This is a genomic window from Paraburkholderia sp. WS6, assembly GCF_030464835.1.
Lineage (GTDB): Bacteria > Pseudomonadota > Gammaproteobacteria > Burkholderiales > Burkholderiaceae > Paraburkholderia > Paraburkholderia madseniana.
Window position 1 is genome coordinate 1 of the sequence record NZ_JALQCK010000056.1, and the last position, 25,808, is coordinate 25,808.

26 protein-coding genes are annotated in these 25,808 nt (G+C 62.0%); 13 read left to right on the forward strand and 13 right to left on the reverse strand.

Annotated elements, in window-relative coordinates:
- Window positions 1-387 precede the first annotated feature (387 nt).
- The 3 genes from kynA to kynB all read right to left on the reverse strand — a co-directional run bounded on the left by kynA (window position 388) and on the right by kynB (window position 3,308).
- Window positions 388-1,332: a tryptophan 2,3-dioxygenase gene (gene kynA / locus M0D64_RS39915; RefSeq protein WP_171926079.1), complete on the reverse strand. Its 945-nt coding sequence runs from the start codon at window positions 1,330-1,332 to the stop codon at window positions 388-390.
- A 10-nt stretch (window positions 1,333-1,342) separates the two neighbouring features.
- The gene (gene kynU, locus M0D64_RS39920; RefSeq protein WP_171926080.1) at window positions 1,343-2,593 is read right to left on the reverse strand and encodes a kynureninase; all 1,251 of its coding nucleotides are present in this window, start codon (window positions 2,591-2,593) and stop codon (window positions 1,343-1,345) included.
- A gap of 76 nt (window positions 2,594-2,669) precedes the next feature.
- Window positions 2,670-3,308, reverse strand: coding sequence for an arylformamidase (gene kynB / locus M0D64_RS39925; RefSeq protein ID WP_171926081.1), 639 nt, complete (start codon window positions 3,306-3,308; stop codon window positions 2,670-2,672).
- A gap of 130 nt (window positions 3,309-3,438) precedes the next feature.
- Between kynB and M0D64_RS39930 the strand changes: the two genes are divergently transcribed.
- A complete protein-coding gene (locus M0D64_RS39930) occupies window positions 3,439-3,948 on the forward strand; it encodes an Lrp/AsnC family transcriptional regulator (RefSeq protein ID WP_054034335.1) in 510 nt (169 codons plus the stop codon).
- Between the two features lie 84 nt (window positions 3,949-4,032).
- Here M0D64_RS39930 and M0D64_RS39935 read toward each other — a convergent pair whose 3' ends face one another.
- Window positions 4,033-4,542, reverse strand: a complete 510-nt coding sequence (locus tag M0D64_RS39935; RefSeq protein WP_154558628.1) for a flavin reductase family protein — start codon at window positions 4,540-4,542, stop codon at window positions 4,033-4,035.
- A gap of 256 nt (window positions 4,543-4,798) precedes the next feature.
- On the opposite strand from M0D64_RS39935, the gene msrA reads away from it, so the two are divergent.
- A complete protein-coding gene (gene msrA / locus M0D64_RS39940; protein WP_153134590.1) occupies window positions 4,799-5,347 on the forward strand; it encodes a peptide-methionine (S)-S-oxide reductase MsrA in 549 nt (182 codons plus the stop codon).
- 151 nt (window positions 5,348-5,498) lie between these two features.
- Here msrA and M0D64_RS39945 read toward each other — a convergent pair whose 3' ends face one another.
- The 3 genes from M0D64_RS39945 to pdxH form a co-directional block, all read right to left on the reverse strand.
- Window positions 5,499-6,860 carry a DUF72 domain-containing protein gene (locus tag M0D64_RS39945; RefSeq protein WP_266261714.1) on the reverse strand — a complete coding sequence of 454 codons (1,362 nt, stop codon included), beginning with the start codon at window positions 6,858-6,860 and terminating at the stop codon, window positions 5,499-5,501.
- Window positions 6,861-6,962: 102 nt separating this feature from the next.
- The gene (locus tag M0D64_RS39950) at window positions 6,963-8,177 is read right to left on the reverse strand and encodes a cyclopropane-fatty-acyl-phospholipid synthase family protein (RefSeq protein WP_266261715.1); all 1,215 of its coding nucleotides are present in this window, start codon (window positions 8,175-8,177) and stop codon (window positions 6,963-6,965) included.
- Window positions 8,178-8,317: 140 nt separating this feature from the next.
- Complete coding sequence (gene pdxH / locus M0D64_RS39955) at window positions 8,318-8,959, reverse strand: pyridoxamine 5'-phosphate oxidase (protein ID WP_171926084.1); 642 nt, start codon at window positions 8,957-8,959, stop codon at window positions 8,318-8,320.
- A 244-nt stretch (window positions 8,960-9,203) separates the two neighbouring features.
- Here pdxH and tcdA point away from each other — a divergent pair, with 244 nt between their 5' ends.
- Complete coding sequence (tcdA, locus tag M0D64_RS39960) at window positions 9,204-10,073, forward strand: tRNA cyclic N6-threonylcarbamoyladenosine(37) synthase TcdA (protein ID WP_171926085.1); 870 nt, start codon at window positions 9,204-9,206, stop codon at window positions 10,071-10,073.
- Between the two features lie 12 nt (window positions 10,074-10,085).
- Here the strand turns inward: tcdA and trxA are convergent, their stop codons facing one another.
- Both trxA and M0D64_RS39970 read right to left on the reverse strand, forming a co-directional pair.
- Window positions 10,086-10,934, reverse strand: coding sequence for a thioredoxin (trxA, locus tag M0D64_RS39965; RefSeq protein ID WP_171926086.1), 849 nt, complete (start codon window positions 10,932-10,934; stop codon window positions 10,086-10,088).
- A gap of 156 nt (window positions 10,935-11,090) precedes the next feature.
- Complete coding sequence (locus M0D64_RS39970) at window positions 11,091-11,966, reverse strand: pirin family protein (RefSeq protein ID WP_171926087.1); 876 nt, start codon at window positions 11,964-11,966, stop codon at window positions 11,091-11,093.
- Window positions 11,967-12,139: 173 nt separating this feature from the next.
- Between M0D64_RS39970 and vapB the strand changes: the two genes are divergently transcribed.
- The 4 genes from vapB (at window position 12,140) to M0D64_RS39990 (ending at window position 15,699) form a co-directional block, all read left to right on the forward strand.
- On the forward strand, window positions 12,140-12,373 hold the full coding sequence (vapB, locus tag M0D64_RS39975; protein WP_054034329.1) for a type II toxin-antitoxin system VapB family antitoxin: 234 nt from the start codon (window positions 12,140-12,142) through the stop codon (window positions 12,371-12,373).
- Complete coding sequence (locus M0D64_RS39980; protein ID WP_266261716.1) at window positions 12,373-12,774, forward strand: type II toxin-antitoxin system VapC family toxin; 402 nt, start codon at window positions 12,373-12,375, stop codon at window positions 12,772-12,774. Before vapB ends, M0D64_RS39980 begins: the two co-directional genes overlap by 1 nt.
- A 74-nt stretch (window positions 12,775-12,848) precedes the next feature.
- Window positions 12,849-13,730, forward strand: a complete 882-nt coding sequence (locus M0D64_RS39985; protein ID WP_266261717.1) for an EamA family transporter — start codon at window positions 12,849-12,851, stop codon at window positions 13,728-13,730.
- 127 nt (window positions 13,731-13,857) lie between these two features.
- Window positions 13,858-15,699 carry a hypothetical protein gene (locus M0D64_RS39990; protein WP_266261718.1) on the forward strand — a complete coding sequence of 614 codons (1,842 nt, stop codon included), beginning with the start codon at window positions 13,858-13,860 and terminating at the stop codon, window positions 15,697-15,699.
- Window positions 15,700-15,850: 151 nt separating this feature from the next.
- Here the strand turns inward: M0D64_RS39990 and M0D64_RS39995 are convergent, their stop codons facing one another.
- Window positions 15,851-17,428 carry an N-acetylmuramoyl-L-alanine amidase gene (locus M0D64_RS39995; RefSeq protein WP_266261719.1) on the reverse strand — a complete coding sequence of 526 codons (1,578 nt, stop codon included), beginning with the start codon at window positions 17,426-17,428 and terminating at the stop codon, window positions 15,851-15,853.
- Complete coding sequence (gene tsaE, locus M0D64_RS40000; RefSeq protein ID WP_266261720.1) at window positions 17,410-18,030, reverse strand: tRNA (adenosine(37)-N6)-threonylcarbamoyltransferase complex ATPase subunit type 1 TsaE; 621 nt, start codon at window positions 18,028-18,030, stop codon at window positions 17,410-17,412. Before tsaE ends, M0D64_RS39995 begins: the two co-directional genes overlap by 19 nt.
- A gap of 17 nt (window positions 18,031-18,047) precedes the next feature.
- On the opposite strand from tsaE, the gene queG reads away from it, so the two are divergent.
- The 3 genes from queG to xerD all read left to right on the forward strand — a co-directional run bounded on the left by queG (window position 18,048) and on the right by xerD (window position 20,801).
- A complete protein-coding gene (gene queG, locus M0D64_RS40005; protein ID WP_266261721.1) occupies window positions 18,048-19,289 on the forward strand; it encodes a tRNA epoxyqueuosine(34) reductase QueG in 1,242 nt (413 codons plus the stop codon).
- A gap of 109 nt (window positions 19,290-19,398) precedes the next feature.
- Entirely contained in the window at window positions 19,399-19,869 is a 471-nt protein-coding gene (locus M0D64_RS40010; RefSeq protein WP_266261723.1) for a methylated-DNA--[protein]-cysteine S-methyltransferase, read from the forward strand.
- The gene (gene xerD, locus M0D64_RS40015) at window positions 19,866-20,801 is read left to right on the forward strand and encodes a site-specific tyrosine recombinase XerD (protein ID WP_266261724.1); all 936 of its coding nucleotides are present in this window, start codon (window positions 19,866-19,868) and stop codon (window positions 20,799-20,801) included. The genes M0D64_RS40010 and xerD overlap by 4 nt, the downstream gene beginning before the upstream one ends.
- Window positions 20,802-20,807: 6 nt before the next feature.
- Here xerD and M0D64_RS40020 read toward each other — a convergent pair whose 3' ends face one another.
- On the reverse strand, window positions 20,808-22,370 hold the full coding sequence (locus M0D64_RS40020; protein ID WP_266261725.1) for a class I adenylate-forming enzyme family protein: 1,563 nt from the start codon (window positions 22,368-22,370) through the stop codon (window positions 20,808-20,810).
- A 196-nt stretch (window positions 22,371-22,566) separates the two neighbouring features.
- On the opposite strand from M0D64_RS40020, the gene ybaK reads away from it, so the two are divergent.
- Together ybaK and plsY are read left to right on the forward strand one after the other, a co-directional pair.
- Entirely contained in the window at window positions 22,567-23,058 is a 492-nt protein-coding gene (gene ybaK, locus M0D64_RS40025; protein WP_266261726.1) for a Cys-tRNA(Pro) deacylase, read from the forward strand.
- A 113-nt stretch (window positions 23,059-23,171) separates the two neighbouring features.
- Window positions 23,172-23,792: a glycerol-3-phosphate 1-O-acyltransferase PlsY gene (gene plsY / locus M0D64_RS40030; protein ID WP_266237453.1), complete on the forward strand. Its 621-nt coding sequence runs from the start codon at window positions 23,172-23,174 to the stop codon at window positions 23,790-23,792.
- Between the two features lie 226 nt (window positions 23,793-24,018).
- Here the strand turns inward: plsY and M0D64_RS40035 are convergent, their stop codons facing one another.
- Entirely contained in the window at window positions 24,019-24,504 is a 486-nt protein-coding gene (locus M0D64_RS40035) for a YajQ family cyclic di-GMP-binding protein (RefSeq protein ID WP_054034313.1), read from the reverse strand.
- A 184-nt stretch (window positions 24,505-24,688) separates the two neighbouring features.
- On the opposite strand from M0D64_RS40035, the gene murB reads away from it, so the two are divergent.
- Complete coding sequence (murB, locus tag M0D64_RS40040; RefSeq protein ID WP_266261727.1) at window positions 24,689-25,732, forward strand: UDP-N-acetylmuramate dehydrogenase; 1,044 nt, start codon at window positions 24,689-24,691, stop codon at window positions 25,730-25,732.
- Window positions 25,733-25,808 lie beyond the last annotated feature (76 nt).

The following is a 25,808-nucleotide window of genomic DNA, read 5'->3' on the forward strand; positions in this document are numbered from 1 at the left end:
ATGGATGAATGAAAACCGAGCTTGCTAAAAAGGGGAAGTCCTTATAGGTGAGCGGGCACGTAGCGAGTTTGAGAGACCGAGCAACAAAACGAAACCGGCGGGTCTTGCGACCCACTCACCACGACCCGCCCATAGAAAAGGTGTGCGTGATTGAGCACTACCTACTTTCGCAAGTAGTGCGTTTCGTTGCTTCGGGCTCTCACACCCAGCCGTCTTTTCCGACGGCACATGGAAATCTAACCCAACCGTTTTTTAAGACGATCAACCAAACAGGCTAAACGCACAAACTGTGACCAATCTTTACATTGTGACCTGTGCGTCTACGCTGCACCACGCGTTGCGTGAACGTGCTCAATGCATCGAGCATTGGCAGCGAAACGAAGACGCTTAAAGCATCGTCCTCACATGCCAAAGCTCAGGAAACAAAACCACATCCAGCATCTTCCGCAGATAGGGGGCACCGCTCGTACCACCCGTGCCTTGCTTGAACCCAATAATCCGCTCAACCGTTGTCACATGCCTGAACCGCCACTGTCGAAACGCGTCCTCGAGATCGACAAGCTCCTCCGCCATCTCATACAACTCCCAATGCTGAGAAGGATTCCGATAAACCTCCAACCAGGCCGCCTCAACGGAAGCATCATGCACAGTAGGTTGCGTCCAATCCCGATCCAACCGAGACGGTGAAATGGCAAACCCGCGCCGCGCCAACAGTCGAACAACTTCATCGTAAAACGAAGGCGCTTCCAGCGAAGCCGTTACCTCGGCAAGAACATCCGCGCGATGCGCGTGCGGCTTCAGCATCTGCTCATTCTTATTGCCGAGCAAAAACTCGATCTGCCGATACTGATAAGACTGAAAGCCGGAGGAGCTACCCAGATAAGGCCGCATTGCCGTGTACTCGGATGGCGTCATCGTCGCGAGAACGCTCCATGCCTGCACGAGTTGCTCCATGATCCGCGACACGCGAGCGAGCATCTTGAACGCCGGCGGCAACTCATCGCGATGCACCGCCTTCAGCGCCGCGCGCAATTCATACAGCGCGAGCTTCATCCACAACTCACTCGTCTGATGCTGGATGATGAACAGCATCTCGTTGTGATCCGGAGACAACGGATGCTGCGCATCCAGCACCGTCCCCAGCGAAAGATAGTCGCCGTAACTCATCGACTCTGAAAAATCGAGCTGCGCATCATGCCAGCCATCGCCGGAATCGGCAGCGGCAGAGGCCGTAGCAGCGGCCGAAGGGGCAACCCCACTGCCATGCCCAAACGGACACCCTTGCGCCGGCTTTTCTTCCGGCAATCCCGGCGTTTGCATATGATCTGTCATCGCGCGCTCCTTAGGTCACAGCGCCGCGAGCGGCAAATTCAGGTGCCCGCCAGGTCTCTTGCGTAAGCACATCGCGCAGCGTCTCCACCGCGTCCCACACATCGACAAAGCGCGTATACAGCGGCGTAAAGCCAAACCGCAATACATGCGGCTCGCGATAGTCGCCGATCACGCCACGCGCGATCAACGCCTGCATCACTTCATAACCATGCGGATGCTCGAAGCTTGCATGCGAACCGCGCTGCGCATGCTCACGGGGTGTCACGAGCTTCAAAGGAAACTCACCACAACGCGCTTCGACCAGTTCGATAAACAAATCGGTCAACGCGAGCGACTTCGCGCGGATCGTCTGCATATCAGTTTGCAGGAACACATCGAGACCACATTCGACCAGCGACATCGACACCATCGGTTGCGTGCCGCACAGGAAGCGGCCGATGCCATCGTCAGGTTGGTACTCCGGGTCCATCTTGAACGGCGCACGATGACCCCACCAACCGGACAGCGGCTGCGAGAAATCGTTTTGATGCCGCTTCGGCACCCACACGAACGCCGGCGAACCCGGACCGCCATTCAGATACTTATACGTGCAGCCCACCGCGTAGTCGGCGCCAACGCCATTCAGGTCGACCGGCACCGCGCCCGCTGAATGCGCGAGGTCCCACAGCGCAAGCGCGCCTTTGTCGTGGATGAGCTTCGTCAACGCGGCCATGTCGTGCATATAGCCGGTGCGGTAATTCACATGAGTGATCATCGCGATCGCGGTGTCGTCGCCGATCGCGGCGGGCAACTCGGACGGATCGTCAACGAGGCGCAACTCATAACCGCGGTCGAGCTGTTCGATCAGCCCTTGCGCGATATACAGATCGGTCGGGAAATTCGAGCGCTCAGAAACGATCACGCGACGCTTCGGATCGCGTGCGTTCGCCAAGCGCAGGGCTGCCGACAAAAGCTTGAACAGATTGATCGAAATCGTATCCGTGACGACCACCTCGTTTTCAGCCGCACCGATCAGCGGTGCGAGCTTGTTGCCAAGACGGCGCGGCAATTCAAACCAGCCGGCGGTGTTCCAACTGCGGATGAGACCTTCGCCCCATTCGGCGCCGATCACGGTCTGCGCGCGCTGCGCGGCGGCCGCCGGCGGCACGCCGAGCGAGTTGCCGTCGAGATAGATGGTCGTCGGTGACAGCGCGAACTGGTCGCGCAGCGTTGCGAGCGGGTCGGCGCTATCCAGCGCCAATGCTTCTTCACGAGTGTTCATGATGGTCCAGTCAGTCAGATCAGGGAATTCGGTGGATGCGATGAGTGCGTTGATTCAGTTTGCAGAGCGTCGGCGATCAGCGAGAGTCGGGCAGCGCGCGCAGCACGGCGCGCACGGGGCTCGCATCGAGCGTGGTCAGCTTCAGCGGCAGCGCGATCAGTTCGTAGTCGCCGGGCGCGACGGCATCCAGCACGATGCCTTCGAGAATCGCCATGCGGTGCGCGCGAATCCGGTGGTGCGCGTCCATCGTCTTCGAGTCCTGCGGATCGAGCGAAGGCGTATCGATGCCGATCAGCTTCACCCCTTTCGCTGCCAGCAGATCGATGGTCTCCGGCGCAACCGCGCAGAACGCGCTATCCCAGACCGCAGTCGGCGCGTTTTTGTAAGTGCGTAGTAAGACTCGCGGCGGCAGGTCGTCGAGCGAGCCGCTCAGGTGTTGTGGCGTCACAACAGGCGAAGCGCCGATGCAATGAATTACGCGGCAGCGTCCAAGGTACGCATCGAGCGCAACCTGGCCGATCGCCGCGCCTTCGGCGTCGTAGTGAAGCGGGGCGTCGGTGTGGGCGCCGGTATGCGGCGACAAGGTCAGGCGCGCGACGTTGACGGGCGAGCCCGCCTCCATGCGCCACACGCGTTCGATGCCGACCGGCGTATCGCCGGGCCAGACGGGCGTCGCGGTATCGACGGCGGGGGTGATGTCCCAGAGTGTTTCCATGTCTCCATCGGCGGATTGTGTCTATCCAGGAATGATAGGTGGCTTGGCGCGAAATGTGATTGCGAAAAAATCTCCTTCTGAGCCGTGTCTTGGAACATAATTTGAGTCAAATGGGAAAGGGAGACCGAATATGAACGCGATCTCGCTCGACGCCACCGATTGCCGTATCTTGACGGTGCTTCAGCAAGAAGGACGGATCAGCAATCTCGATTTGGCGGAGCGCATTTCGCTTTCGCCATCGGCCTGTCTACGACGCCTGCGCCTGCTGGAAGAGCAGGGCGTCATCGAACATTACCGCGCGTGTCTGAACCGCGAAGTGCTGGGTTTCGAACTGGAAGCATTCGTGCAGGTGTCAATGCGCAACGACCAGGAGAACTGGCACGAGCGTTTTGCTGAGGCGGTGCGGGACTGGCCGGAAGTGGTCGGCGCGTTTGTCGTGACCGGCGAAACCCATTATCTGCTGCGGGTGCTCGCCCACAACCTCAAACACTATTCGGATTTCGTGCTGCAACGCCTCTATAAGGCGCCGGGCGTGATGGATATTCGTTCGAATATCGTGTTGCAGACGTTGAAAGAAGATTCGGGCGTGCCAGTGTCGCTGGTGCCGAAAACGACCGGACATAGCGCGCCGCATAGCTGAGTGCGAGGAGCTGCTCAGCTTGCGTCGGCGTGTACCCGCTTTTGCCCGCGTGCGGGCCGCTGTTAAAACACAGCGGCGCCGCGTTCAGAGCGATTTGAGTCCGTGGAATTGACCGCTATGGAAGACCAGCGGCGCAATCTCCGCGGCACTCTCGTGGACGCCGCAGCGCTCCACTTCGCCGACGAAAATCACGTGGTCGCCTTCTTCGTAGCGGCTGCGGTTATGGCATTCGAACCAGGCGAGCGCGCCGTCGAGCACCGGCATGCCGGTATCGCCTTCGGCGTGCGAGACACCTTCGAAACGATCGCCCTTCACCGTGGCAAAACGCTTGCACAGATCGAGCTGCGACGCGGCGAGTACGTTGACCACGTAGTGACTGTTCGCCCGGAACACCGACATCGACGCCGAGCGCGTGGCGAGGCTCCACAGCACCAGCGGCGGATTGAGCGAAACCGAATTGAACGAGCTGGCCGTGATGCCGATCAACTGGCCGGATGCTGCACGCGTGGTGATGACGGTGACGCCGGTGGCGAATTGGCTGAGCGCCTGTTTAAAGGCGGGCTGGTCGAAGTTGGGCGGGCTGGCGCGCTTCATCGGGCAGAAGCCTTCGGCGCAAACCGGGCGAACCCCGGACTGAACCCATCGCGCGTGCGGCCGGAAACAAATGATTCAAAAGTCATAGTGAAAATCGTCGATTTGCCCCAATTTTAACTGCAATCGCGGTGGACTGGCCGCGACACCTGCCGGTTAATGGAAAAACCGCTAAGCTGGAAAGTCTTGGTGGTGGCATGAGCGTTGCGGTTAACTGGGACCGGCATCGGCCGACTATGAGTATCAAGGAGCAAGCAGCATGAGTCAGACAGGCGAAGTCGCCACCCTCGGTGGCGGGTGTTTCTGGTGCCTCGAAGCGGTGTATCTGGGCGTCGAAGGCGTGAACTCGGTGGAGTCGGGCTATGCGGGCGGCCAGACCCAGCGGCCGACCTACGAACAGGTGTGCGACGGCGTGACGGGCCACGCGGAAGTCGTGAACGTCGACTTCGATCCGGCGAAGATCAGCTATCGCGAGATTCTCGATATTTTCTTCGCGATCCACGATCCGACCCAGTTGAACCGGCAGGGTAACGATGTCGGCACGCAGTACCGCTCGGTGATTTTTACCCACTCCGACGCGCAGCGAGAAACGGCGCTGCAGGCGATTCGCGAGATCGGCGAACAGGGGATTTACGACGGCCAGATTGTCACCCAGGTGCTGCCGCTCGACGGCAACTACTGGCCGGCCGAGGCGTATCACCAGAACTACTTCGCGCAGCATCCGAATCAGGGGTACTGCTCGTTCGTGGTGGCGCCGAAAGTTGCGAAGTTCCGTCAGAAGTTCGCCCATCGGATCAAGGCGAGCTGAGTCGGCGCGGCAGTGGAGATTTGATGGCGGACTGATTGGCGAGACGGCGAGATAGGCGGCGGTTCAGGTTTCAAGCTGGGCCGCCGCTTACATCGCGGCTCGGCAAGCCAGGAGACCTCAGGCGCTTCGCCATGCGCGGGCGCTGCGCCGCTCAGCCTTGCTCGTCCCCTTCTTGCTGCCCATTCTCGTTCAGATTCGGCTCCGACTCCGGGCGCGTTTGCGCATGGTCATGCTCGTGTTCGTGCTCATGAGCAAGCCGCGCATACGCTTCAATAATCTCCCGCGCCAGTTCCACGCAACTCAACGGCGCCGACCCCTCTGCCTTGTTGTTGATCGCAATCACCACCGGCTGGCCGGCTAGCGCATAGCGCGCAGCCAGCTCGGCGAGCGCGGCGCGGGTCGACGGGTCCTGATCGACCAACTGGTCGAACGGTTCGTACTTGGCTTTCGCCTGTTCGTATTTGAAGCCGCCGTGCAAACTCCAGCGCACGATCAGCGGGCCGGCCGGCTCGCCGTCCAGCAGCGCGAGCGCCGCCGCCTGGCGCAGCGGATCCGGCATCCGCGCATGAATCCCCACGCAGTACCGCACGCCCGCCGCCTTTAGCGTGCGGATAAAGCGCGGCGTGAGCAAACTCCCATCGCGGATTTCGATCGCATAGCACGTGCCTTCGGGCAGCTTCGGCAACGCCGTCAGGAACTCGGCGAGTCGCTCGATGAACACCGCCGGTTGCGCGAGCATCTGGTCGGGCAGCGGCGAGAGCTGGAACACCAGTGCACCGGCTTTCGTGCCGAGGCCTTCGAGACATGGCGTGACGAATTCGTCGATTGCCATTTGCGCGTTCAGGAAGCACGGGTTCAACGAAACCGGCTCGCCGCGTTCGGCGCGGACGGTCGCGTCGGTGATCGTCATCGGCGCTTTGACAATGAAGCGGAAGTGCTCCGGCACCTGTTGCGCATAGCGCAAGTATTCGGTGACGGTGAGCGCCTGGTAAAACGACCGGTCGATGCTGACAGTCCTCAACAGCGGATGCGCGCCGTAGGCGGTCAGACCTTCGCGCGAGAGTTTGCTGTTGCTGTACTCGTCGCCGTAGACGATGCCGTTCCAGCCCGGAAACGACCATGTCGACGTACCGAGATGGATCTGCGACGGCAGTTCGGCGGCGAGCGCCAGGAGTTTAGGAGAGGGTGGAGCGGCGAGCACGTCGCGTGTACGGCGTTTCTTCGGCGCATCCGGGGCAGACGGTGTTGAACTGGAGTCGGCGTTGGCGACGGGCGCTGGCGGCGCGTCATCTTCTTGCCAGAGGGTGGTGGCGCTTTTCTTCGCGCGCGGCTGGCGCCGCCGCTCAAGCTGTGCCGTTTCGTCGGCTGTTGCCGGGGTGGCAGCGGCAGGCGCCGCCGATGCCGGCGCCTGCTCGACCGGCATCCCGAACAGATCGAACTGCGGTGCGTCGGCCTGTGCGTCCTGCTCGCCGCTCACCGGCTGTTCAACTTCGCTTGTCCCGCTCTGGTCCATCGATGTTCGACCTGCTGTTTAAGGTTTGCGCCGTGTCGGGCCGCCACGCAATGCACGTAGACCCGGCACGCAGCCACGGCACATCGCCGTGGCGCAACCGTATCACAGTGATTTGTCGTACATATAGTGACGCGACCACGGCAAGGTTGTCGCACTGCGGCCGGCTTTGCGGCACACCACCTGGTAGATCGAGACGTCGTCGGTTTCGAACGCGTACGCGCAACCGGCGAGGTACACGCGCCAGATGCGGAATTTTTCGTCATCGACCAGCGTGCGGGCTTCGTCCGCATGCGCCTCGAAGTTTTCCGCCCAGATGTCCAGCGTGTGCGCATAGTGACGGCGCAGGCTTTCGACGTCAACCGCTTCGAGCCCACCGCGCTGCATTGCTTCGAGCGCGAGGCCGATATGCGGCAGCTCGCCGTCCGGGAACACATAGCGGTCGATGAATTCGCCGCCGCCGAGCGCGGTTTCGCCGCTGTCCGAATCGCTCGACGTGATGCCGTGATTCATGGCGACGCCGTCGTCGACGAGCAGATCGTGGATCTTCTGGAAGTAGCCCGGCAGATTCTTGCGGCCCACGTGCTCGAACATGCCGACGCTGGTGATGCGATCGAACTGCCCTTCGACGTCGCGGTAATCCTGCAGACGAATCTCGATCTGGTTTTCCAGGCCCGCGGCTTTCACGCGGGCGGTAGCGAGATCGAACTGGTTTTGCGACAGCGTCACACCCACGCACTTCGCACCGAATTTCTGCGCCGCGCGCAGTACGAGCGCACCCCAGCCGCAGCCGATATCGAGCAGGCGCTGCCCCGGTTGCAACTGGATCTTGGTGAGGATGTGGTCGATCTTCTTGATCTGCGCGGTGGCGAGATCTTCATCGCCATTCTCGAAGTACGCACACGAGTACACCATGTTCTCGTCGAGCCACAGCTTGTAGAACTCGTTCGAGACGTCGTAGTGATACTGAACGGCCCTCTTGTCCGACGACTTCGAGTGCTGGAAGTAGCGCCGCACGCGCGCCAGCTTGCTCGCGCTGGTGACGGTGTTGCGCGCGAGCTGGTAGCTGACGTTGATGATGTCCGACAGCTTGCCCTCGATGTCGATCTTGCCCTTCACATACGCCTCGCCGAGATTGTCGAGGCTCGGTTCGAGCAGATAGGGCAGCGCAGTGGCGCTTTTGACATGTAGCGTGACCTGAGGCGCGGCGAACTGCCCGAAGTCATGTTGCTGGCCGTCCCACAGCACAAGGCGTGCTGGCACGTTAGCCTTGGTTTTTACATCTTCCACCCACTGCGCCAGCTTTTTCTCCCAGAACATGTGATTTCTCCGTGTCCGTTGAACTAAAGCAAAGCCTGTGTGGATCGCAGCTCACTGCGGTGCAACTCCCATACCGCGAGGCGCAATCCGGCCGTCGCGCGCTGCTGCGTTGGCAACGCGCATACGTGTTGTATTCCGATTCAAGGCGATAGGCGGGAGATTTGCCAGTCGCTACTTTCGCTTGAACGCGTGTAGAGCAAACGGTCGTGTAGACGCGACGGTCGGCCCTGCCAGAATTCGATTGCTTCGGGTACCAAACGATAACCGCCCCAGTGCGGTGGGCGCGGTGGCTGGTCGCCGTATTGCAGGGTGATTTCGCGTTCACGTGTTTCGAGCTGCGAACGGCTTTCAATTACCTGACTTTGATTGGATGCCCACGCGCCGATGCGTGAACTGAGCGGACGCGACGCGAAATACGTATCGCTTTCTGCCGGGCTGGTTTTGACGATGCGGCCTTCAACGCGCACCTGGCGTTCGAGTTCGATCCAGTAGAACAGCAAGCTCGCGTAGGGATTGGCGGCCAGTTCGCGGCCCTTGCGGCTTTCGTAATTGGTGAAGAACACAAAGCCGCGCTCGTCGACACCTTTGATCAGCACGATGCGCGCCGACGGCCGGCCACGCGAGTCGACGGTGGCCAGTGTCATGGTATTCGGCTCGGGCAGTTGGGCGTCTACCGCTTGCTTAAACCACGTGTCGAATTGACGAAACGGGTTGCGGTCGATATCGGCAACGTCCAAAGAACCCAGCGAATAGTTTTTTCGAAGTTCGGCGAGTGAGGTCATGTTCTTATGCGAACGCTACAGTACAACCAGTATAGCCAAGGCGTGAATTCTTTGCGCGCGACCAGATCAAGGCCCGCCGCGCTGTGTGGACATCCAGGCCACTACGTTTTGCAGCCATCCGTGCCTAAGTGGGTGTGGCCATGTGCATCGTCGCGATCAGGCAAAATACGGGCTGCGAACGCTTGGGTGTACCTGAGCGTTTTTATCACTTTGTGTTTTGCCTGCTTTGAACGAGCCTTCCGCCATGTCCAGCCCCACCGCGCATTCCGATCTTACTACCAGCCTCGACGGGAGTGAAACCGCCGACCGCGCACGGCGCTTCGGCGGCATTGCCCGCCTGTACGGCGCGCCGGCGCTCGCTGCGTTCGAAGGGGCGCACGTCGCCGTGATCGGCATCGGCGGGGTCGGCTCCTGGGTGGCAGAGGCGTTAGCACGCAGCGCGGTCGGCACGCTGACCTTGATCGATCTGGACAATGTCGCCGAGAGCAACACTAACCGCCAGATCCACGCGCTAGACGGTAACTACGGAAAACCGAAGGTTGAGGCGATGGCCGAACGCATCGCGGCAATCAATCCGTTCTGCGACGTGCGGCTGATTGAAGACTTCGTCGAGCCGGACAATTTTGCGGCGACGCTCGGCGGTGGTTTTGATTACGTGATCGATGCGATCGACAGCGTGCGCACCAAGACTGCGTTGATCGCGTGGTGTGTCGAGAAGAAGCAGCCGTTGATTACGGTGGGCGGCGCGGGTGGCCAACTGGACCCGACGCGGATTCGGATCGACGATCTCGCGTTGACCATCCAGGACCCGTTGCTGTCGAAAGTGCGCGGACAGTTGCGCAAACTGCATGGCTTTCCGCGTGGTCCGAAGGCGAAGTTCAAGGTGAGCGCGGTGTACTCCGACGAACCGCTGATCTATCCGGAAGCCGCTGTCTGCGATATCGACGAGGAAGCGGAGCACGTCACGACGTCGCCGGGTCATACGGGACCGGTGGGTTTGAACTGTGCGGGATTTGGATCGAGCGTGTGCGTGACGGCGAGCTTCGGTTTTGCCGCGGCCGCGCATGTGTTGCGGGCGTTGGCGGAGCAGGCGCGGCTCGTTTGCCGCACCTGAACACCCCCCCAATTAATACAACAACGCGCTCAGCTTGCGCCGCCATTGCGACACCAGCTCCGGCTGATGCGCGGCGAGATCGAACACCGACAGCATCGTCTTACGGCCAATGTCATCGCGGAACGTGCGGTCGCGTTGCACGATCGCCAACAAGTGCTCGAGCGCGCCTTCGTATTTGCGGCGGGCGATGAGCGCGCTGGCCAGATCGAAGCGTGCTTCGAGATCGTCCGGGTTCGCTGCGACTTTGGCTTCGAGTGCATCCGTGGGCGGCAGGTCAGCCGCCGCGTCCACCGCATCGAGCCGTGTCTTGATCGTGTTGAAGCGGGCGTCGATCCCTTGCGTGGTTTTCGGCGACAGCAGGTCGACTTCATTGCGCGCTTCGTCGATGCGATTATCTTCGAGCAGCATTTCGATTCGATCCATGCGCGCTTCGTCGAAGCCTGGGTCGTAGGCGAGGGCAGCTTGCAGCGCGTCATACGCATCCTCACGACGGCCTTCGGCCAACGCGGCCTGCGCTTCAACACGTGCCGCGTCCGCGCCTTGCGGCACGAGGCGCTCGATAAATTCGCGTAACTGGCCTTCCGGCAGCACGCCGACGAATTGATCGACCGGTTGGCCATCGGCAAACGCCATGACGTGCGGAATGCTGCGCACCTGGAAGTGCGCGGCCAGTTCCTGGTTCTCGTCGACGTTCACCTTCACCAGCTTCCATTTGCCGGCGGCTTCGGCTTCGAGCTTCTCGAGCATCGGGCCGAGCGTCTTGCAGGGGCCGCACCACGGCGCCCAGAAATCGACCAGCACAGGGGCCAGTGTCGACGCCGTAATGACGTCCTGTTCGAAAGTGGCCAGAGTGGTGTCCATTGCGTCCTCGTCGATAAAAACGGTTTGTCGGCTAGATGGGGCCGTATGCCGCGAATTCAATGGTTCAACGCGGCGGATGCAGGCCACCGCGGCCGCACATGCTCACACAGAAGGCGGGCTTGCCGGTGGCGCCCGCATGAGAGTCGCCTCGCTCACTCATTTTCTTGTCGGCAGCGGAATCCATTCGGTTTCGCCGGGCACCTTGCCCATCTCCTGATTGGTCCATGCCAGCTTCGCGGCTTCGATCTTCTCGCGCGAACTGGCGACGAAGTTCCATTCGATAAAGCGTTCGCCATCCAGCTTCTCGCCTCCGAGCAGCATCACGCGCGCGCCGTGGGTGCTGGCCAGCGTGACGGTTTCGTCGAGTGCGAGCACGGCCATCTGGCCGACTTCGAGCGGGGTGCCGTCGATCTCCAGATCGCCGTCCACCAGATAGACCCCGCGTTCCTCGTGTTCCGGTTCGAGCGCGAAGGCGCCGCCCGGGGCGAACTCGGCGGCCACATAGAGCGTGCCGGAGAATGTCGCGACCGGCGAGGTTTCGCCGAACGCCGTGCCCGCGATCACGCGCAGGGTGACGCCGTTGCGCTCGACCACCGGCAGTGTATTGGCCGCATGATGCGCGAAGGACGGTTCGATGTCTTCGTCGTCGAGCGGCAGCGCGACCCAGGTCTGGATGCCGTGCATGGTCTGGCCGCTCTCGCGGTCTTCGGCCGGCGAGCGCTCGGAATGGACGATGCCACGTCCCGCCGTCATCCAGTTGACGTCGCCCGGGACGATCTTCTGCTCGGAGCCGAGGCTGTCGCGATGCATGATCGAGCCTTCGAACAGATACGTGACGGTGGCGAGGCCGATATGCGGGTGGGGGCGCACGTCGAGTCCGACGCCGGGTTCGAGCGTGGCGGGGCCCATGTGGTCGAAAAAGATGAACGGGCCGATCAGGCGCGCCGCCATGGCCGGCAGCACACGTCGCACGGTAAGGCTGCCGACGTCGCGCAGATGCGGTTTGAGAACTGCTTTGATCGAGGAAGACATGGGCAGGCTCGGCTGGAAGGGTGGGTTGGATTTTGTTTAATGAATGATTCTACTGCGGTTGAGGCTGCGGCCGCATTCCGCGCTCGATGTACACACATGTATTTACATCGTCGCCGTGGAGAGCTATAGTATTGGTTCGTACATACAGCGTACATCCGTAGCAGGAGTTCGGCGTGCTTACAAAAGTCTTTCGCAACGGCAATTCGCAAGCGGTGCGCATTCCAGCCGAATTGGCCTTCGACCGGGCCGACGTCGAGGTTGAAATCGAACGAGTCGGCGAAGAATTGCGGATCCGCCCAACCCGGCGTCCGCTGACCGGCGTGCTCAAGAAATTCGCTAAGTTCGGGCCCGACTTCATGGCGGAAGGACGTGGTGACCACGAGCAGGCCGAGCGCGAGGATTTGTAATGCCGCGCTACATGCTCGACACCAATATCTGCATCTACCTGATGAAAAACCAACCGGAACAGGTTGCGAAGCGCTTTGCGCAATGTCTCGTTGGCGACGTGGTGATGTCGGCCATCACCTTTGCGGAACTCGAATACGGCGTGGCGGTATCGGCGAACCGCGCGCGCGATCGCCGCAATCTGGCGGCGCTTGCCGAAGACATTCTGGTCATGCCGTTCGACAGCGTTGCAGCAAGCGCGTACGGTCCGATTCGCGAAGCGACGCGCGAGCGCAAGAAGGATCAACTCGACAAGCTGATCGCGGCACATGCCGTGGCGCTCGACGTTGTGCTGGTGACCAACAACGAACGTGACTTCGCCGCGTATCCAGGGTTGCGCGTGGAAAACTGGCTGAACGGCTAACTACGTTTTAACGCACTGCCGAGTGAGGCGGCGTCCGCTAAACTGCCGGATCCAACAACGAAATGGAGACCGGGATGTCGCCCAGGGATTTACTGCTCGCGCTGGTCGTCGTGATTGCGTGGGGCGTCAATTTCGTCGTGATCAACATGGGCCTGCATGGCGTGCCGCCGATGCTGCTCGGCGCGTTGCGTTTCGCGCTCGCCGCCGTGCCGGCGGTGTTTTTCGTCAAGCGGCCGCAGATGCCGTGGCGCTGGCTGCTTGCTTACGGCGCGACGATTTCGTTCGGGCAATTCGCTTTCCTGTTCTCGGCCATGTACGTCGGCATGCCCGCGGGGCTCGCGTCGCTCGTCTTGCAGGCGCAGGCATTCTTCACGCTGATCTTCGCGGCGCTGTTTCTGCATGAGCGCTTTCGCGTGCCAAACATCGTCGGTTTGCTGATCGCGGCGGGCGGCCTCGCGGTCATCGGCATGCAAGGCGGCCATGCGATGACGTTCGCGGGTTTCATCCTCACGCTGTGCGCCGCGTGTTCGTGGGCGCTCGGCAACATCGTCACGAAGAAGGTCGGCAAGGTCGATCTGGTCGGGCTTGTGGTGTGGGGCAGCCTGATTCCGCCGTTGCCGTTTTTCGCGCTGTCGTACGCATTCGAGGGGCCGCAGCGGATCGTCGCGGCGCTGTCCGGGATCAGTGCGATGTCGATTTTCGCCATCGTGTATCTCGCGTTTATCGCGACGCTGATCGGCTACGGGTTGTGGAGTCGGCTTCTGTCGCGCTATCCGGCGAGCCAGGTGGCGCCGTTCTCGCTGTTGGTGCCGATTGTCGGGCTGGCGTCGGCGTCCCTGTTTCTCGACGAGCAGTTGTCCGAGGCGCAGGTCGTAGGCGCCTTGCTGGTGATGGCGGGGTTGGCGGTGAATGTGTTCGGCGGTTGGGTCGTGCAGCGGCTTTCACCGGCACGTTGACGGCCTCTTAAGCGTGAAGCAGAAAAAACGGCCGCATCGAGCCAAGCCCATCGCTTAATCTGTTGATAAGCGGTCTTTGATTCTGCAAAATAGCCCCTGCTAGTCAATGACTTACAGGGGTTTCTTCATGTCGGGTCTTCCTGATGCACCTGAAACGCCGGGTGCGGCGCCGGCCAAGGTCCCTCCCGCCGTTGAGGTGACGCTGCCGGACGGGCGCAGGCGACTTGTCCAGGTCAACTTCTGCAAGAATCCGCGCTGCGAGAATTTCGGCGTTTCGGCCGTCTTGCCCCGTTACGCCCGCAGAGCGAAGGCCGCCGGTGCTGCAGGTAGCGCGTACACCATTGCAGCGCGCGGCAAAGACCTACCTCTACTCCATTGCCGGTTGTGCGGCGAGATGCCGCCGATGAAGAGCAACCTCGGCATAGTCGAGGAATTGGTGCGCCTGTCCCGTTATCTTGCGAAACCGCTCGAGGGCGGCTGCCGTAACACGACGTGCTCGAATTACGGCCGACCGGCATCCGACTCTTTGGCATATCAGCGGTTTGGCTGGACAGACCGGGGGTCGCCACGATTCAGGTGCCGGTCGTGCAAGAAGACGTTCTCTGTGCCGGTTTCGCCTATCCTCCGGCAGAGAGTGCCCCACAAGAACCGCATCATCCTGAAGCTGCTCATGAACAAGTCCCCGCTATCGCGTATCTGCGAGGTGGCGGACGTCAGCATGCAGACGGTGTATGACAAGCTGGATTTCTTCTTCCGGCAGCTCACGACATTCGCAGCTGAGCACGAACGGGCGTTGCTCGATGGATTTGCACGAGACCGCGTGTACGTCGCTGTAGACCGGCAGGAGTACATCGTCAACTGGAGCCGACGACAGGACAAGCGGAACGTCGTACTGCAGGCGTTGGGGAGTGCGGAGCTGGAGACGGGCTATGTGTTTGGGATGCATCTGAACTTCGACGGCAGTCTTGACCCGGCGACTGTCGGCGCCGAGGCAGCGACCGCCGGAGACTTCAGCGCTGCGCCGCCGTTCAGGCGACATGCTCGCCTGTGGCTCGACCCAGACTACGCGGCGGCACAGGCAGAGTCGCTCAAACGCATGTCGAAACGGTCGCCGCCGGCGCAAAGTCTGGCCGACGACATCGAGGCGACATACGACAATGCCGACGTACGGCCGGACATCGAGAGCGCGGAACTGATGACGAGCGCCCGCCAGTTTCCCAGTGCTGGGATGCAGGTGCGCAATGAGTACACCCTGTACGCGCACTTCTTCCTGCTTCGGGAGCTGTTCAGAGGCGTTGAGAAGGTCCGGTTCTACCTCGACCAGGAGCCCGGTATCCGTGCGGCGTGTCTCGCCGCATTCGAAGACGAGATTCGAGAGCGGCGTTGTGATGCTTTTTATGTACGTATCGCGAAGGAACTGACGGTAGATGAGAAGCGGCGACTCGTGCGCGAGAGCCAGGAGCGGTTTAACGAGGCAGTCGACGCTAACCCGGACATGAGCCTGAACGAGGTCGCCGTGCTCCTCATGCAGGAGGAAATGGACCGGGCCGCGTCAATTGGCAAATGGAAGGACCGCTGGCTGGCGCATCCCGTGCCGAACAGCAGCGAAGCGCAGAAGGCGCTGTGCTATCTGACCGACTTTGACGATTACGACCGTGACCACGTGGCCAACCTGTATCTGAAGGGCAGCCTGCACGCCGTGGACCGCTTCTTCATGCAGGTCCGGCGGCGGCTCTCGTTTCTTGAACGGCCGATTGGCACGGCGAGCAAGGCCGGCCGGACCTGGTACGGTTACGCCGCCTACCGCCCCGTCCATATCGAGAAGATACTGGCGGTGTTCCGGGTCTACTACAACTACGCGCTCAAAGGTGCCGACGGAAAGACACCCGCCATGAGGCTGGGTCTCGCAACTCACGTCGTGAAGCTGGATGAATTGCTGGGCGTCCATGAGGCAAGAAAAAGCCCCTAAGGAACCGAGTTCCAAGGGGCTTCGAAGCAGCGCCAACATCAGTCAAGCCAAAACCAAATCGTCAACAGATTAAGCGATGGGCTTGGCATCGAGCGGCCGTTTTTTTATCGCTTGCATGACACGGTATGACGCGGCGTCACGCCGGCTAGCGTCAGGTCATTCGGTTCTTCGCCAACGGCGGATTCGCCGCGAAATAGCGCTTGATGCCGGTCATGATCGCATCGGCCATCTTCTCCCGATACGCGTCGTCGTTCAGGCGGCGCTCTTCATCCGGGTTGCTGATAAAGGCGGTCTCCACAAGGATCGACGGAATATCCGGCGCCTTCAGCACCGCAAACCCGGCCTGTTCGACCGAGCCTTTGTGCAGCTTGTTGATACCGCCGATCTCCTTCAGCACGAAGTTGCCGTAGCGCATCGAATCGCGAATCTGCGCGGTGGTCGACATATCGAACAGCGCGCGATTAACGGTCGCGTCGGCGGACTTGATGTTGATCCCGCCGATCTGATCCGACGAGTTCTCCTTGTTCGCCATCCAGCGCGCCGCGGCGCTCGACGCACCGTGCTCCGACAAGGCGAACACCGACGAGCCCTTCGCGTCGGGCGTGGTGAACGCGTCCGCGTGGATCGACACGAACAGGTCCGCGCCGACGCGCCGCGCCTTCTGCACGCGCACGTTCAGCGGCACGAAGAAATCGGCGTCGCGCGTCATCATGGCGCGCATGTTCGGCTGTGCGTCGATCTTCGCGCGCAACTTCTTCGCGATGTCGAGTGCGACGTGTTTCTCGTACGTGCCCGAGCCGCCGATCGCGCCCGGGTCTTCGCCGCCGTGACCCGGATCGACCGCGACAGTGAGCAGACGCACCGTGTTGCTCTTGCCGGTTTTCGGGTTGGTGAAGGCGTAGTTATCGTCGCCGTCGTTGTCGTCGCCACCGAGGTTGCTGCCACTAGTGCCTCCCTTGTTGCGGGCGATCGCTGTGGGCGGCGCGACGGGCGCCGTCGGGGTAGAAGGCTTGCCGAGGATGGGCGGAGCCGGTGTCGGCGCAACGTGCACCGGCGGACGCGGTACGCTCGGCGCCGTCCCGCCGCTGCCGTTCTGCGCATAACGCTCGAAAAAGGCTTCGCTGTTGTCGGCGGTGGGCGGCGTGGTGCCAGGGCCGCTCAGCGTGGCGGGCGGCGCGTTGTTTTCGTCCAGCGTTTGCTGCTTACGCTCGGTCTGCGCGAGCAGATCCATCAGCGGATCGGGCGCGACAGCGGGGTACAGGTCGAACACCAGCCGGTATTTGTATGCGCCGACCGGCGGCAGCGTGAACACCTGCGGCTTCACCGAACCCTTCAGATCGAACACCATACGCACGACGTGCGGCTGATATTGCCCGACACGCACCGACTGGATCTGCGGATCGTTCGGCGTGATCTTCGATACCAGATCCTTCAGCGCCTGATCCAGATCGAGGCCGCTCAGATCGACCACCAGCCGGTCAGGACCCTGCAGCAACTGCTGCGCGTTCTGCAAGGGCTGATCCGATTCGATCGTCACTCGCGTGTAATCGCGCGCCGGCCAGACCCGCACGCCCAGCACCGAGCTCGCCCACGCAAGACGCGGGGCAACAAGGCCGAGCACCAGCGTGGACGCGCCCGCGCGCAGAATCTGCCGGCGCCGCCAGTTATGCGTTGCGGTAGCCGCCGATTCGATCGAGCGGAACGGTTTGATCAACATCTTTCGAGACATGCCTTTCCTGATTCGCTGTATGCCCGTGCGACGAGTACCCGGCCGTCGCCCTCGTGGTCCAGGTCGAGCGCGAAGACGAGATCCGGCACGCCAAGGAGACGCCCGGCACGCTGCGGCCATTCGACGAGGCAGATGGCGCCGCTGTCGAAGTACTCGCGAAAGCCCGCGTCGGCCCATTCGGCCGGGTCGGTGAATCTGTACAGATCGAAGTGATAGAGCGCGAGTTCCCCAGCGGGCCGCTCGAGCACGTAGGGTTCGACGAGTGTGTAGGTGGGACTGCGCACGCGGCCGGTGTGGCCGAGGCCGCGCAAGGTCGCGCGCACGAGCGTGGTTTTGCCAGCGCCGAGGTCGCCGACGAGTTGGACTTGCAGTCCGTGGAATGCCTGATTACTCGCGGCGCCAGGCGTGTGTTGTTGCGCTGGTTGCTGCGCTTTTTGCAGCGGGCTTTGGTGCGGGTTTTGGTGCAACTCGCGCACGCTTTCGATCGCCTGCGCGAAGCGCTCGCCGAATGCGTTGGTGGCGGCCTCATCCGCGAGCGCGAAGGAGCGTTCGAGCAGGATATCGGCGGGCGTTTGGATCGCGAGATCGGGATTGACGGGCATTCTCGTAAAATGGCGTGATGAACCGAAGTCCGGAGTCCCCTGTTTCCTGCACGCCTGCGTCTAACGACGATGTGCGTGCTGAGCGTCATTTCGATGAAGCGGCGCTGAATGCGCTCGCGCTCAACATCAAAACGTGGGGCCGTGAACTGGGTTTCGGGGCGATCGGCATCAGCGACACCGATCTCTCCGCTGCCGAAGCGCCGCTTGCAGCATGGCTGGAAGCGGGGTGCCACGGCGAGATGGATTATATGGCGAAACACGGCATGAAACGCGCGCGCCCCGCCGAGCTTGTGGCCGGCACGCGACGTGTGATTACCGCGCGCATCGCCTATTTACCTGCGGAAACGTTAAGCGGAAAGGCGCACGAAAGCGCTTCGCAGGACGCGCCGCCGGCAGCGCCAGACTGGCGTGCGGCCGAGCATGCGCGGCTTGCGGACCCGTCGGCTGCGGTGGTGTCGATCTATGCGCGGGGCCGCGATTATCACAAGGTAATGCGTAACCGTCTGCAACATCTGGCCGAGAAAATCGAGGCGGAGATCGGCGCGTTCGGCTACCGCGTATTTACCGATTCGGCGCCGGTGCTCGAAGTAGAACTGGCCCAGAAGGCCGGAATCGGCTGGCGCGGCAAACACACGCTGCTGCTGCAACGCGATGCTGGTTCGCTGTTTTTCCTGGGCGAAATCTACGTCGACGTGCCGTTGCCGACCGATGCCGAGACCTCGCCCGACGATGCGCCAGAAACGCCGGGCTCGCATTGCGGCAGTTGCACGCGCTGCATCAGCGCCTGCCCGACGGGTGCGATCGTGGCGCCCTATAAGGTCGACGCACGCCTCTGCATTTCGTATCTGACGATCGAATTGAAGGGCAATATTCCCCTGGAAATGCGGCCGCTGATCGGTAATCGTGTGTATGGCTGCGACGATTGCCAGCTCGTCTGTCCGTGGAACAAGTTTGCGCAGGCCGCGCCTGTCGCCGATTTCGATGTGCGCCATGGACTCGATCGCGCGACGCTTCTCGAACTGTTCGCATGGTCCGCCGACGAGTTCGATACGCGCCTGCAGGGCAGTGCGATTCGTCGCATCGGCTATGAGAGCTGGCTGCGCAATCTGGCGGTGGGGATGGGTAATGCGCTGCGTGCGTCACCGGAGAGTTTGAGTGTGGATGCGCGCGAGGCGATTGTTCACGCGCTGAAGTTGCGCGTTGGAGACCCTTCTGCCGTCGTGCGCGAGCATGTGGAATGGGCGTTGGAAGCGGCGTAAAGTAGCGGCAATTCGGCGGCGGTTTTTCTGCGCGAAGCCACCTGCACCCCATGCAGGTACGCTACCGTGATGTTTAAAAGACGCCGGTCGAGTCATGAGGCAAGCAACCATGTTCAACGCAGTGATCGATGCACCGTTCGGCAAGGTCGGCATCCGCCTCGAAGGCGAGGCCGTGCGCCAGATCGTCTATCTGCCGGAGTCGGTGCAGAGCGTAGCGCCGGACACGCTTCTTGCAAAGCAGGCAGTCGAGCAGATCGAGCGTTATATCGAGCGGGCGTCAGCGAAGTTCGAACTGCCGCTGGCAGCAGTCGGCACCCCGTTTCAGCGGCGCGTGTGGCAAGCAATCAGCGACATCCCGCCGGGCGTCGTGCTGACCTATGGGCAACTGGCAAGGCAGCTAGGCAGTGTTCCGCGCGCGGTCGGGCAGGCGTGCGGTTCCAATTACTTTCCGATCGTGATTCCGTGTCATCGGGTGGTCAGTGCGAGCGGCATCGGCGGATTCGCGCATCACGCCGGCGATGGCTTTTTTCGCAACGTCAAGCGCTGGCTTCTGGCGCATGAAGGCATTCCCTACGCATGAGCGACACCGTGACTGACGACGCGCCCATTGCGTCACCTCTGTTTGTATCGAGCTCGGCTTCGATCGATGCCTTCTGCGACGCGTTGTGGCTCGAGCACGGCTTGTCGCGTAACACGCTCGATGCGTACCGGCGCGATCTGCGCCTGTTCTGCGAATGGCTCGCGCAAACCCGCAACACCTCGCTCGACACAGCCAGTGAGGCCGATCTCAACGCCTACAGCGCGGCCCGTCAGAAAGACAAATCCACCTCGGCGAACCGGCGGCTTTCGGTGTTTCGCCGCTATTACGGCTGGGCCGTGCGCGAGCATCGCGCAAAGGCCGATCCGACGGTGCGTATCCGTTCGGCCAAGCAACCGCCGCGTTTTCCGTCGACGCTCACCGAAGCGCAAGTCGAAGCGCTGCTCGGTGCGCCGGATATCGATACGCCCTTGGGCCTGCGCGATCGCACCATGCTGGAGTTGATGTATGCGAGCGGTTTGCGTGTCACCGAACTCGTCACGCTGAAGACCGTGGAAGTGGGCCTGAACGAAGGCGTAGTGCGCGTGATGGGCAAGGGCTCGAAAGAGCGCCTGATTCCGTTCGGCGAAGAGGCGCACGGCTGGATCGAACGCTATCTGCGCGAAGCGCGTCCTGCTTTGCTGGGGGCGCGCGCGACGGATGCGCTGTTCGTCACGAGCCGCGCGGAGGGCATGACCCGCCAGCAATTCTGGAACATCATCAAGCGCCACGCGGCAGCGGCCGATGTGCATGCGCCGCTCTCACCGCATACGCTGCGGCACGCGTTCGCGACGCACCTGCTGAACCATGGCGCCGATCTGCGCGTCGTGCAATTGCTGCTCGGTCATACGGATATCTCGACCACGCAAATCTATACGCACGTGGCCCGCGAACGGCTGAAGTCGCTGCATGCGCAGCATCATCCGCGGGGGTGAGGCGCGTTAGACGAATTCGCGAAGCCGGTGCTTGAGAATCTTGCCCGTCGACGCGGCCGGCAGCGCGGCGAGTACCTTCACTTCGGCAGGCCGCTTGTACGGCGCGAGACGCTCACCGCACCACGCGATCAGCTCGGCCGGCGTCACCTTTGCGCCCGCGATCAATTCAACGAAAGCGATCACTTCCTCGTTACCCTCCACGGCGCGCCCGATTACCGCCGATTGCACCACCTGTGGGTGCTCGTTCAACACATGCTCGACTTCTGCCGGATACACGTTGAAGCCGGAGCGGATGATCAACTCCTTGCTGCGCCCGACGATATGCAACGCACCGTCCGCGTCCTGCCGCGCGAGATCGCCGGTCTTGAGCCAGCCGTCTTCGGTAACGACGGCGCGGGTCTGCTCCGGGCTGCGGTAGTAACCCAGCATCACATTCGGACCACGTACCCACAGTTCGCCGATTTCGCCCGGCGCAGCCTCCACGCCGTCGAGTCCGACGAACCGCACGTCGACGCCAGGGATGACCTCGCCGACCGAGCAATCGCTGCGCGGCGCATCGAGCATGGTGTGAGAGACGGTCGGACTGCTCTCGGTCATGCCATAGCCGTTGTGCAGCGGCAGGCCGTAGACGCTTTCGACGTGCGCCTTGAGCGCGGCGTCGAGCGGCGAGCCGCCCGAATAGGCAAAGCGCAGACGCGGCGCGGACCACGCGTGGCCGTGCGTCTGCAAATGTTCGAGCAGTTTGGCGTGCATGGCTGGGACGCCCTGGAGGATCGATACCCGCTCTTCGGCGAGCGCGCGCCGCACCGCTTCCGGTGCGAAACGGGATGCGAGGCGCAGGGTCGCGCCGGCGTGCAGGCTGCCGAGACAGACCGAGGCAAAGCCGTACACGTGCGAGATCGGTAGAACGGCGTACACGACATCGTCCGGACCGACTTTGCGCAAGCGGCTCGACACGGTCGCGATGAAGAGCAGATTGCGGTGGGACAGCATCACGCCTTTCGGCGCGCCCGTGGTTCCCGTGGTGTAGATCAGCGCGGCGCATTGACGGTCATTCGCGGCTTCGACCGGTTCTGCCTTTGCGTCGGTGTCGATCGTGTACGACCAGGCACCGATATCCGGCGTGATGGCAGGCGCTGTGGCGGCTTGAAGCCGCTGCGCATGCTGTTGGGCATCCACGGAGCTTTCGACCGCATACGCGACCACGCGAGGCTGCGCGTGCGCACGGATCGCGTCGAGTTCGGCGGCGGACAGGCGTGCATTCGACACCAGCGCCCACGCGTCGAGTTTCGCGGTCGCGAACAGCAGCACGATCTGCACGACGCTGTTCTCGGCCACGATCATCACGCGATCGCCGCCACGCACGCCCCATTCGCGTAGCCGCGCGGCGGTGGTATCGACGGCTTCCAGAAGTTGCGCGTTGGTGAGGCGGCGCGCATCTTCGATCAAGGCGACGTGTTGCGGATCGCGTGCGGCCGCGAGCGCCGGAATGTCGGCAATACGCGCGGGCAGGGCGGCCAGCAGCGCGGGAATGTCGATCGTGGAGCGGGTGGATGAATCGAGGCTCAATGCTGCCTCCTTTGTCGACCAGAGTTGACGCTTTAGCGTCTTACTCTGGTTCCATGCAACTGGTCGCTAAACGTATCAAGTGCCCGGCATACAGTGTGCCGGAAGATTTGCGAACGATCGTGCCACAAACGCCGGACCCGCACAATTGGCCATTCGGCAAATAGCCGTCGTGCAAACTCGCCATTACAATGCGCCGATGAGCAAATCCAGACACGTCTCCGAAACGCCCGCGACGCAGTTTCTGCGCCGTCATGGCGTCACTTTCGGCGAACATCCTTACGATTACGTCGAGCACGGCGGCACCGAGGAATCGGCGCGCCAGCTCGGCGTGGACGAACATCATGTCGTGAAGACTTTGGTGATGGAAGACGAGCACGCCAAGCCGCTGATCGTGCTGATGCACGGCGACCGCACCGTCAGCACCAAGAATCTGGCGCGGCAGATCGGCGCGAAACGCATCGAGCCATGCAAACCCGAGGTGGCGAGCCGGCATTCCGGCTATCTGATCGGCGGCACATCGCCGTTCGGTACGAAGAAGCAGATGCCGGTGTATGTCGAGTCGAGCATTCTCGAGATGGACAGGATCTGGCTGAACGGCGGGCGGCGCGGTTTTCTGGTCAGCATCGAGCCCACGGTTTTGACCGGCTTGCTGGCAGCGAAGCCGGTTCAGTGCGCGAGCGTCGATTGACGTTTGTCTCAATGTTTTCCGGACGGGTGGGTTCGGTAGAATGTGCGCCGCCTTGTTCCCTGTTGCGGTTGGGGTGTCGAGATTCAGACCGCCGATCCTTATAAGAGTCCCAGATGCAAAACCTGATCGTTGCTGTCGTTGCCTACCTGATCGGCTCGGTGTCGTTTGCCGTGATCGTGAGCGCCGCCATGGGGCTGGACGACCCGCGTTCATACGGCTCGGGCAACCCGGGCGCCACCAACGTGCTGCGCAGCGGTAGTAAGAAGGCCGCGATTCTCACCTTGATCGGCGACGCCTTTAAAGGATGGCTGCCGGTGTGGTTCGTGGTGCACTTCGGCGCGCGTTACGGCCTCGACGATACGTCGGTCGCGATTGCGTCCATTGCAGTGTTTCTCGGCCACCTGTATCCGATCTTCTTCCGCTTCAAGGGCGGCAAGGGCGTGGCGACCGCGGCGGGCGTGCTGCTCGCGATCAACCCGATCCTTGGCGTGGCCACCTTGCTGACGTGGCTGATCGTGGCGTTCTTCACGCGCTATTCTTCGCTGGCGGCACTGGCCGCGGCGGTGTTCGCACCGATCTTCGACGGCTTTCTGTTCGGGCCGCATATCATCGCGCTGGCGATTGTCGTGATGAGTTCGCTGCTGGTCTGGCGCCACCGCGGCAACATCGCCAAATTGATGCGCGGCCAGGAAAGCCGCATCGGCGCCAAGAAGAAACCCGACGCAACGGCCTAGCGCGGCGGGTGGTAATGAATCCTGAGCGCAGGCGGCGTGTGCCCGGTAGGGCGCTAGCCGGCGTGCCTGAGCGTGGTACTGAAGTGTGGTGCCTGAGTGCGTTCACGGAGTGCGCGCTGAAGGCGCACTGCCTGTGTGCTGGTCGTTCAGCCTGCGCCGGATTACGGGCCTTGACATAGCCCGTGCCGGGCGTCAACACGCACCCGGTACCAAGCGTGACGCGCGTTCAGTCGCGGAAGTTATTGAAGTCGAGCGGAGTGTCAGTCACGTCCTTGCGCAGCATCGCGATCACGCTTTGCAGATCGTCGCGCTTGCCACCGGTGATACGTACCGCGTCGCCCTGAATGCTCGCCTGGACCTTGATCTTGCTGTCCTTCACGAGACGCACGATTTTCTTCGACAGGTCGCCGGACACACCTTTCTTGATCTTGATGATCTGCTTGACCTTGTCGCCGCCGATCTTCTCGATCTTGCCGTAGTCGAGAAAGCGCACGTCCACATTGCGCTTGGCCATTTTCGACAGCAGGACGTCTTTCACCTGGCCGAGCTTGAAGTCGTCGTCGGCGTAGGCGGTGATTTCGCTTTCCTTGTGCTCGACGCGCGCGTCCGACCCTTTGAAGTCGAAGCGGGTTGAAATTTCCTTGTTGGACTGCTCGATCGCGTTCTTGACTTCGATCATGTCTGCTTCGCAGACGACGTCAAACGATGGCATTGTTTTCTCCCAATAGTGCTGCGGTGCGTGGCGCGGCCGGTCGGCTGCTCACGGGGCACTCGCTATAATCACGAACCGGACGTCATTTTACCGACGCCACTCCCTTTTGCCTAAGGCCGCCGCGCATTGTCGCGCGGCCGGGGCCAGATGTCGTTTAGCTGGCCGTTCCATTCATCTCATTCCGATGTCCCAATCCGACTCCGCCGCATTCATTGCCGGCTATCCGCTGAAGGCGCATAACACCTTCGGTTTCGATGTTCGCGCGCAGTTTGCGTGCCGGATCGAACACGAAGCGCAACTGATGGCTGCCGTGCGCGATCCGCGTGCTGCCGGCTTGCCGCGGCTGGTGCTGGGCGGCGGCAGCAATGTCGTGCTGACTGGCGACTTCGCCGGATTGGTGTTGCTGGTGGCGCTGCAAGGCCGCCGCGTCGTGCGCGAGGACGATGATGCTTGGTACGTCGAGGCGGCAGCCGGCGAGCCATGGCATGACTTTGTCGCGTGGACTTTGTCGCAAGGGCTGCCGGGGCTGGAGAACCTCGCGCTGATTCCGGGCACGGTGGGGGCGGCGCCGATTCAGAACATCGGCGCGTATGGGCTGGAGATGTGCGAGCGATTTGCGTCGCTGCGGGCGGTTGAGCTGGAAACGGGCGCCGTAGTCGAGCTTGATGCTAAGGCGTGCCGATTCGGTTACCGCGACAGTTTTTTCAAGCGGGAAGGGCGCGACCGGTTTGTCATCACGTCGGTCACTTTCCGTTTGCCGAAGGTTTGGCAGCCGCGCGCCGGCTATGCGGATATCGCGCGTGAACTGGCTGCTGGTGGTCATGCCGATGCCGCCGCGCCGAGTGCGCAGGCGATTTTCGACGCGGTAGTCGCCGTGCGGCGCGCCAAACTGCCTGATCCTCTTCAGCTCGGTAACGCCGGGAGTTTCTTCAAGAATCCGGTTGTGGAGGTCACGCAGTTCGAGGCGTTGAAAGTCAAGGAGCCCGAGGTCGTGTCTTACCTTCAACCGGACGGCCGGGTAAAGCTCGCGGCGGGCTGGTTGATCGATCGATGTGGCTGGAAAGGCCGCGCGATGGGCGCAGCGGCCGTGCATGAACGGCAGGCGCTGGTGCTGGTCAATCGCGGTGGGGCGAGCGGCGCCGAGGTGTTGGCGCTTGCAAAGGCGGTTCAGCGCGATGTGCTGGCGCGATTTGGGGTTGAGCTGGAAGCGGAGCCGGTTTGTTTGTGATTGCGTGAGTGGCATGCAGCAATGAAAAAGGCGCCGGGAGTTTCCTCCCGGCGCCTTTTTAGCATCTGCGCTCCGG

Excerpts from the sequence above, each read along its gene's own strand:
- kynA (WP_171926079.1), bottom strand. The coding sequence starts at position 1,332 with ATGACAGATCATATGCAAACGCCGGGATTGCCGGAAGAAAAGCCGGCG.
- kynU (WP_171926080.1), bottom strand. The coding sequence starts at position 2,593 with ATGAACACTCGTGAAGAAGCATTGGCGCTGGATAGCGCCGACCCGCTC.
- kynB (WP_171926081.1), bottom strand. The coding sequence starts at position 3,308 with ATGGAAACACTCTGGGACATCACCCCCGCCGTCGATACCGCGACGCCC.
- M0D64_RS39930 (WP_054034335.1), top strand. The coding sequence starts at position 3,439 with ATGAACGCGATCTCGCTCGACGCCACCGATTGCCGTATCTTGACGGTG.
- M0D64_RS39935 (WP_154558628.1), bottom strand. The coding sequence starts at position 4,542 with ATGAAGCGCGCCAGCCCGCCCAACTTCGACCAGCCCGCCTTTAAACAG.
- msrA (WP_153134590.1), top strand. The coding sequence starts at position 4,799 with ATGAGTCAGACAGGCGAAGTCGCCACCCTCGGTGGCGGGTGTTTCTGG.
- M0D64_RS39945 (WP_266261714.1), bottom strand. The coding sequence starts at position 6,860 with ATGGACCAGAGCGGGACAAGCGAAGTTGAACAGCCGGTGAGCGGCGAG.
- M0D64_RS39950 (WP_266261715.1), bottom strand. The coding sequence starts at position 8,177 with ATGTTCTGGGAGAAAAAGCTGGCGCAGTGGGTGGAAGATGTAAAAACC.
- pdxH (WP_171926084.1), bottom strand. The coding sequence starts at position 8,959 with ATGACCTCACTCGCCGAACTTCGAAAAAACTATTCGCTGGGTTCTTTG.
- tcdA (WP_171926085.1), top strand. The coding sequence starts at position 9,204 with ATGTCCAGCCCCACCGCGCATTCCGATCTTACTACCAGCCTCGACGGG.
- trxA (WP_171926086.1), bottom strand. The coding sequence starts at position 10,934 with ATGGACACCACTCTGGCCACTTTCGAACAGGACGTCATTACGGCGTCG.
- M0D64_RS39970 (WP_171926087.1), bottom strand. The coding sequence starts at position 11,966 with ATGTCTTCCTCGATCAAAGCAGTTCTCAAACCGCATCTGCGCGACGTC.
- M0D64_RS39980 (WP_266261716.1), top strand. The coding sequence starts at position 12,373 with ATGCCGCGCTACATGCTCGACACCAATATCTGCATCTACCTGATGAAA.
- M0D64_RS39985 (WP_266261717.1), top strand. The coding sequence starts at position 12,849 with ATGTCGCCCAGGGATTTACTGCTCGCGCTGGTCGTCGTGATTGCGTGG.
- M0D64_RS39990 (WP_266261718.1), top strand. The coding sequence starts at position 13,858 with ATGTCGGGTCTTCCTGATGCACCTGAAACGCCGGGTGCGGCGCCGGCC.
- M0D64_RS39995 (WP_266261719.1), bottom strand. The coding sequence starts at position 17,428 with ATGTCTCGAAAGATGTTGATCAAACCGTTCCGCTCGATCGAATCGGCG.
- tsaE (WP_266261720.1), bottom strand. The coding sequence starts at position 18,030 with ATGCCCGTCAATCCCGATCTCGCGATCCAAACGCCCGCCGATATCCTG.
- queG (WP_266261721.1), top strand. The coding sequence starts at position 18,048 with ATGAACCGAAGTCCGGAGTCCCCTGTTTCCTGCACGCCTGCGTCTAAC.
- M0D64_RS40010 (WP_266261723.1), top strand. The coding sequence starts at position 19,399 with ATGTTCAACGCAGTGATCGATGCACCGTTCGGCAAGGTCGGCATCCGC.
- xerD (WP_266261724.1), top strand. The coding sequence starts at position 19,866 with ATGAGCGACACCGTGACTGACGACGCGCCCATTGCGTCACCTCTGTTT.
- ybaK (WP_266261726.1), top strand. The coding sequence starts at position 22,567 with ATGAGCAAATCCAGACACGTCTCCGAAACGCCCGCGACGCAGTTTCTG.
- plsY (WP_266237453.1), top strand. The coding sequence starts at position 23,172 with ATGCAAAACCTGATCGTTGCTGTCGTTGCCTACCTGATCGGCTCGGTG.
- M0D64_RS40035 (WP_054034313.1), bottom strand. The coding sequence starts at position 24,504 with ATGCCATCGTTTGACGTCGTCTGCGAAGCAGACATGATCGAAGTCAAG.
- murB (WP_266261727.1), top strand. The coding sequence starts at position 24,689 with ATGTCCCAATCCGACTCCGCCGCATTCATTGCCGGCTATCCGCTGAAG.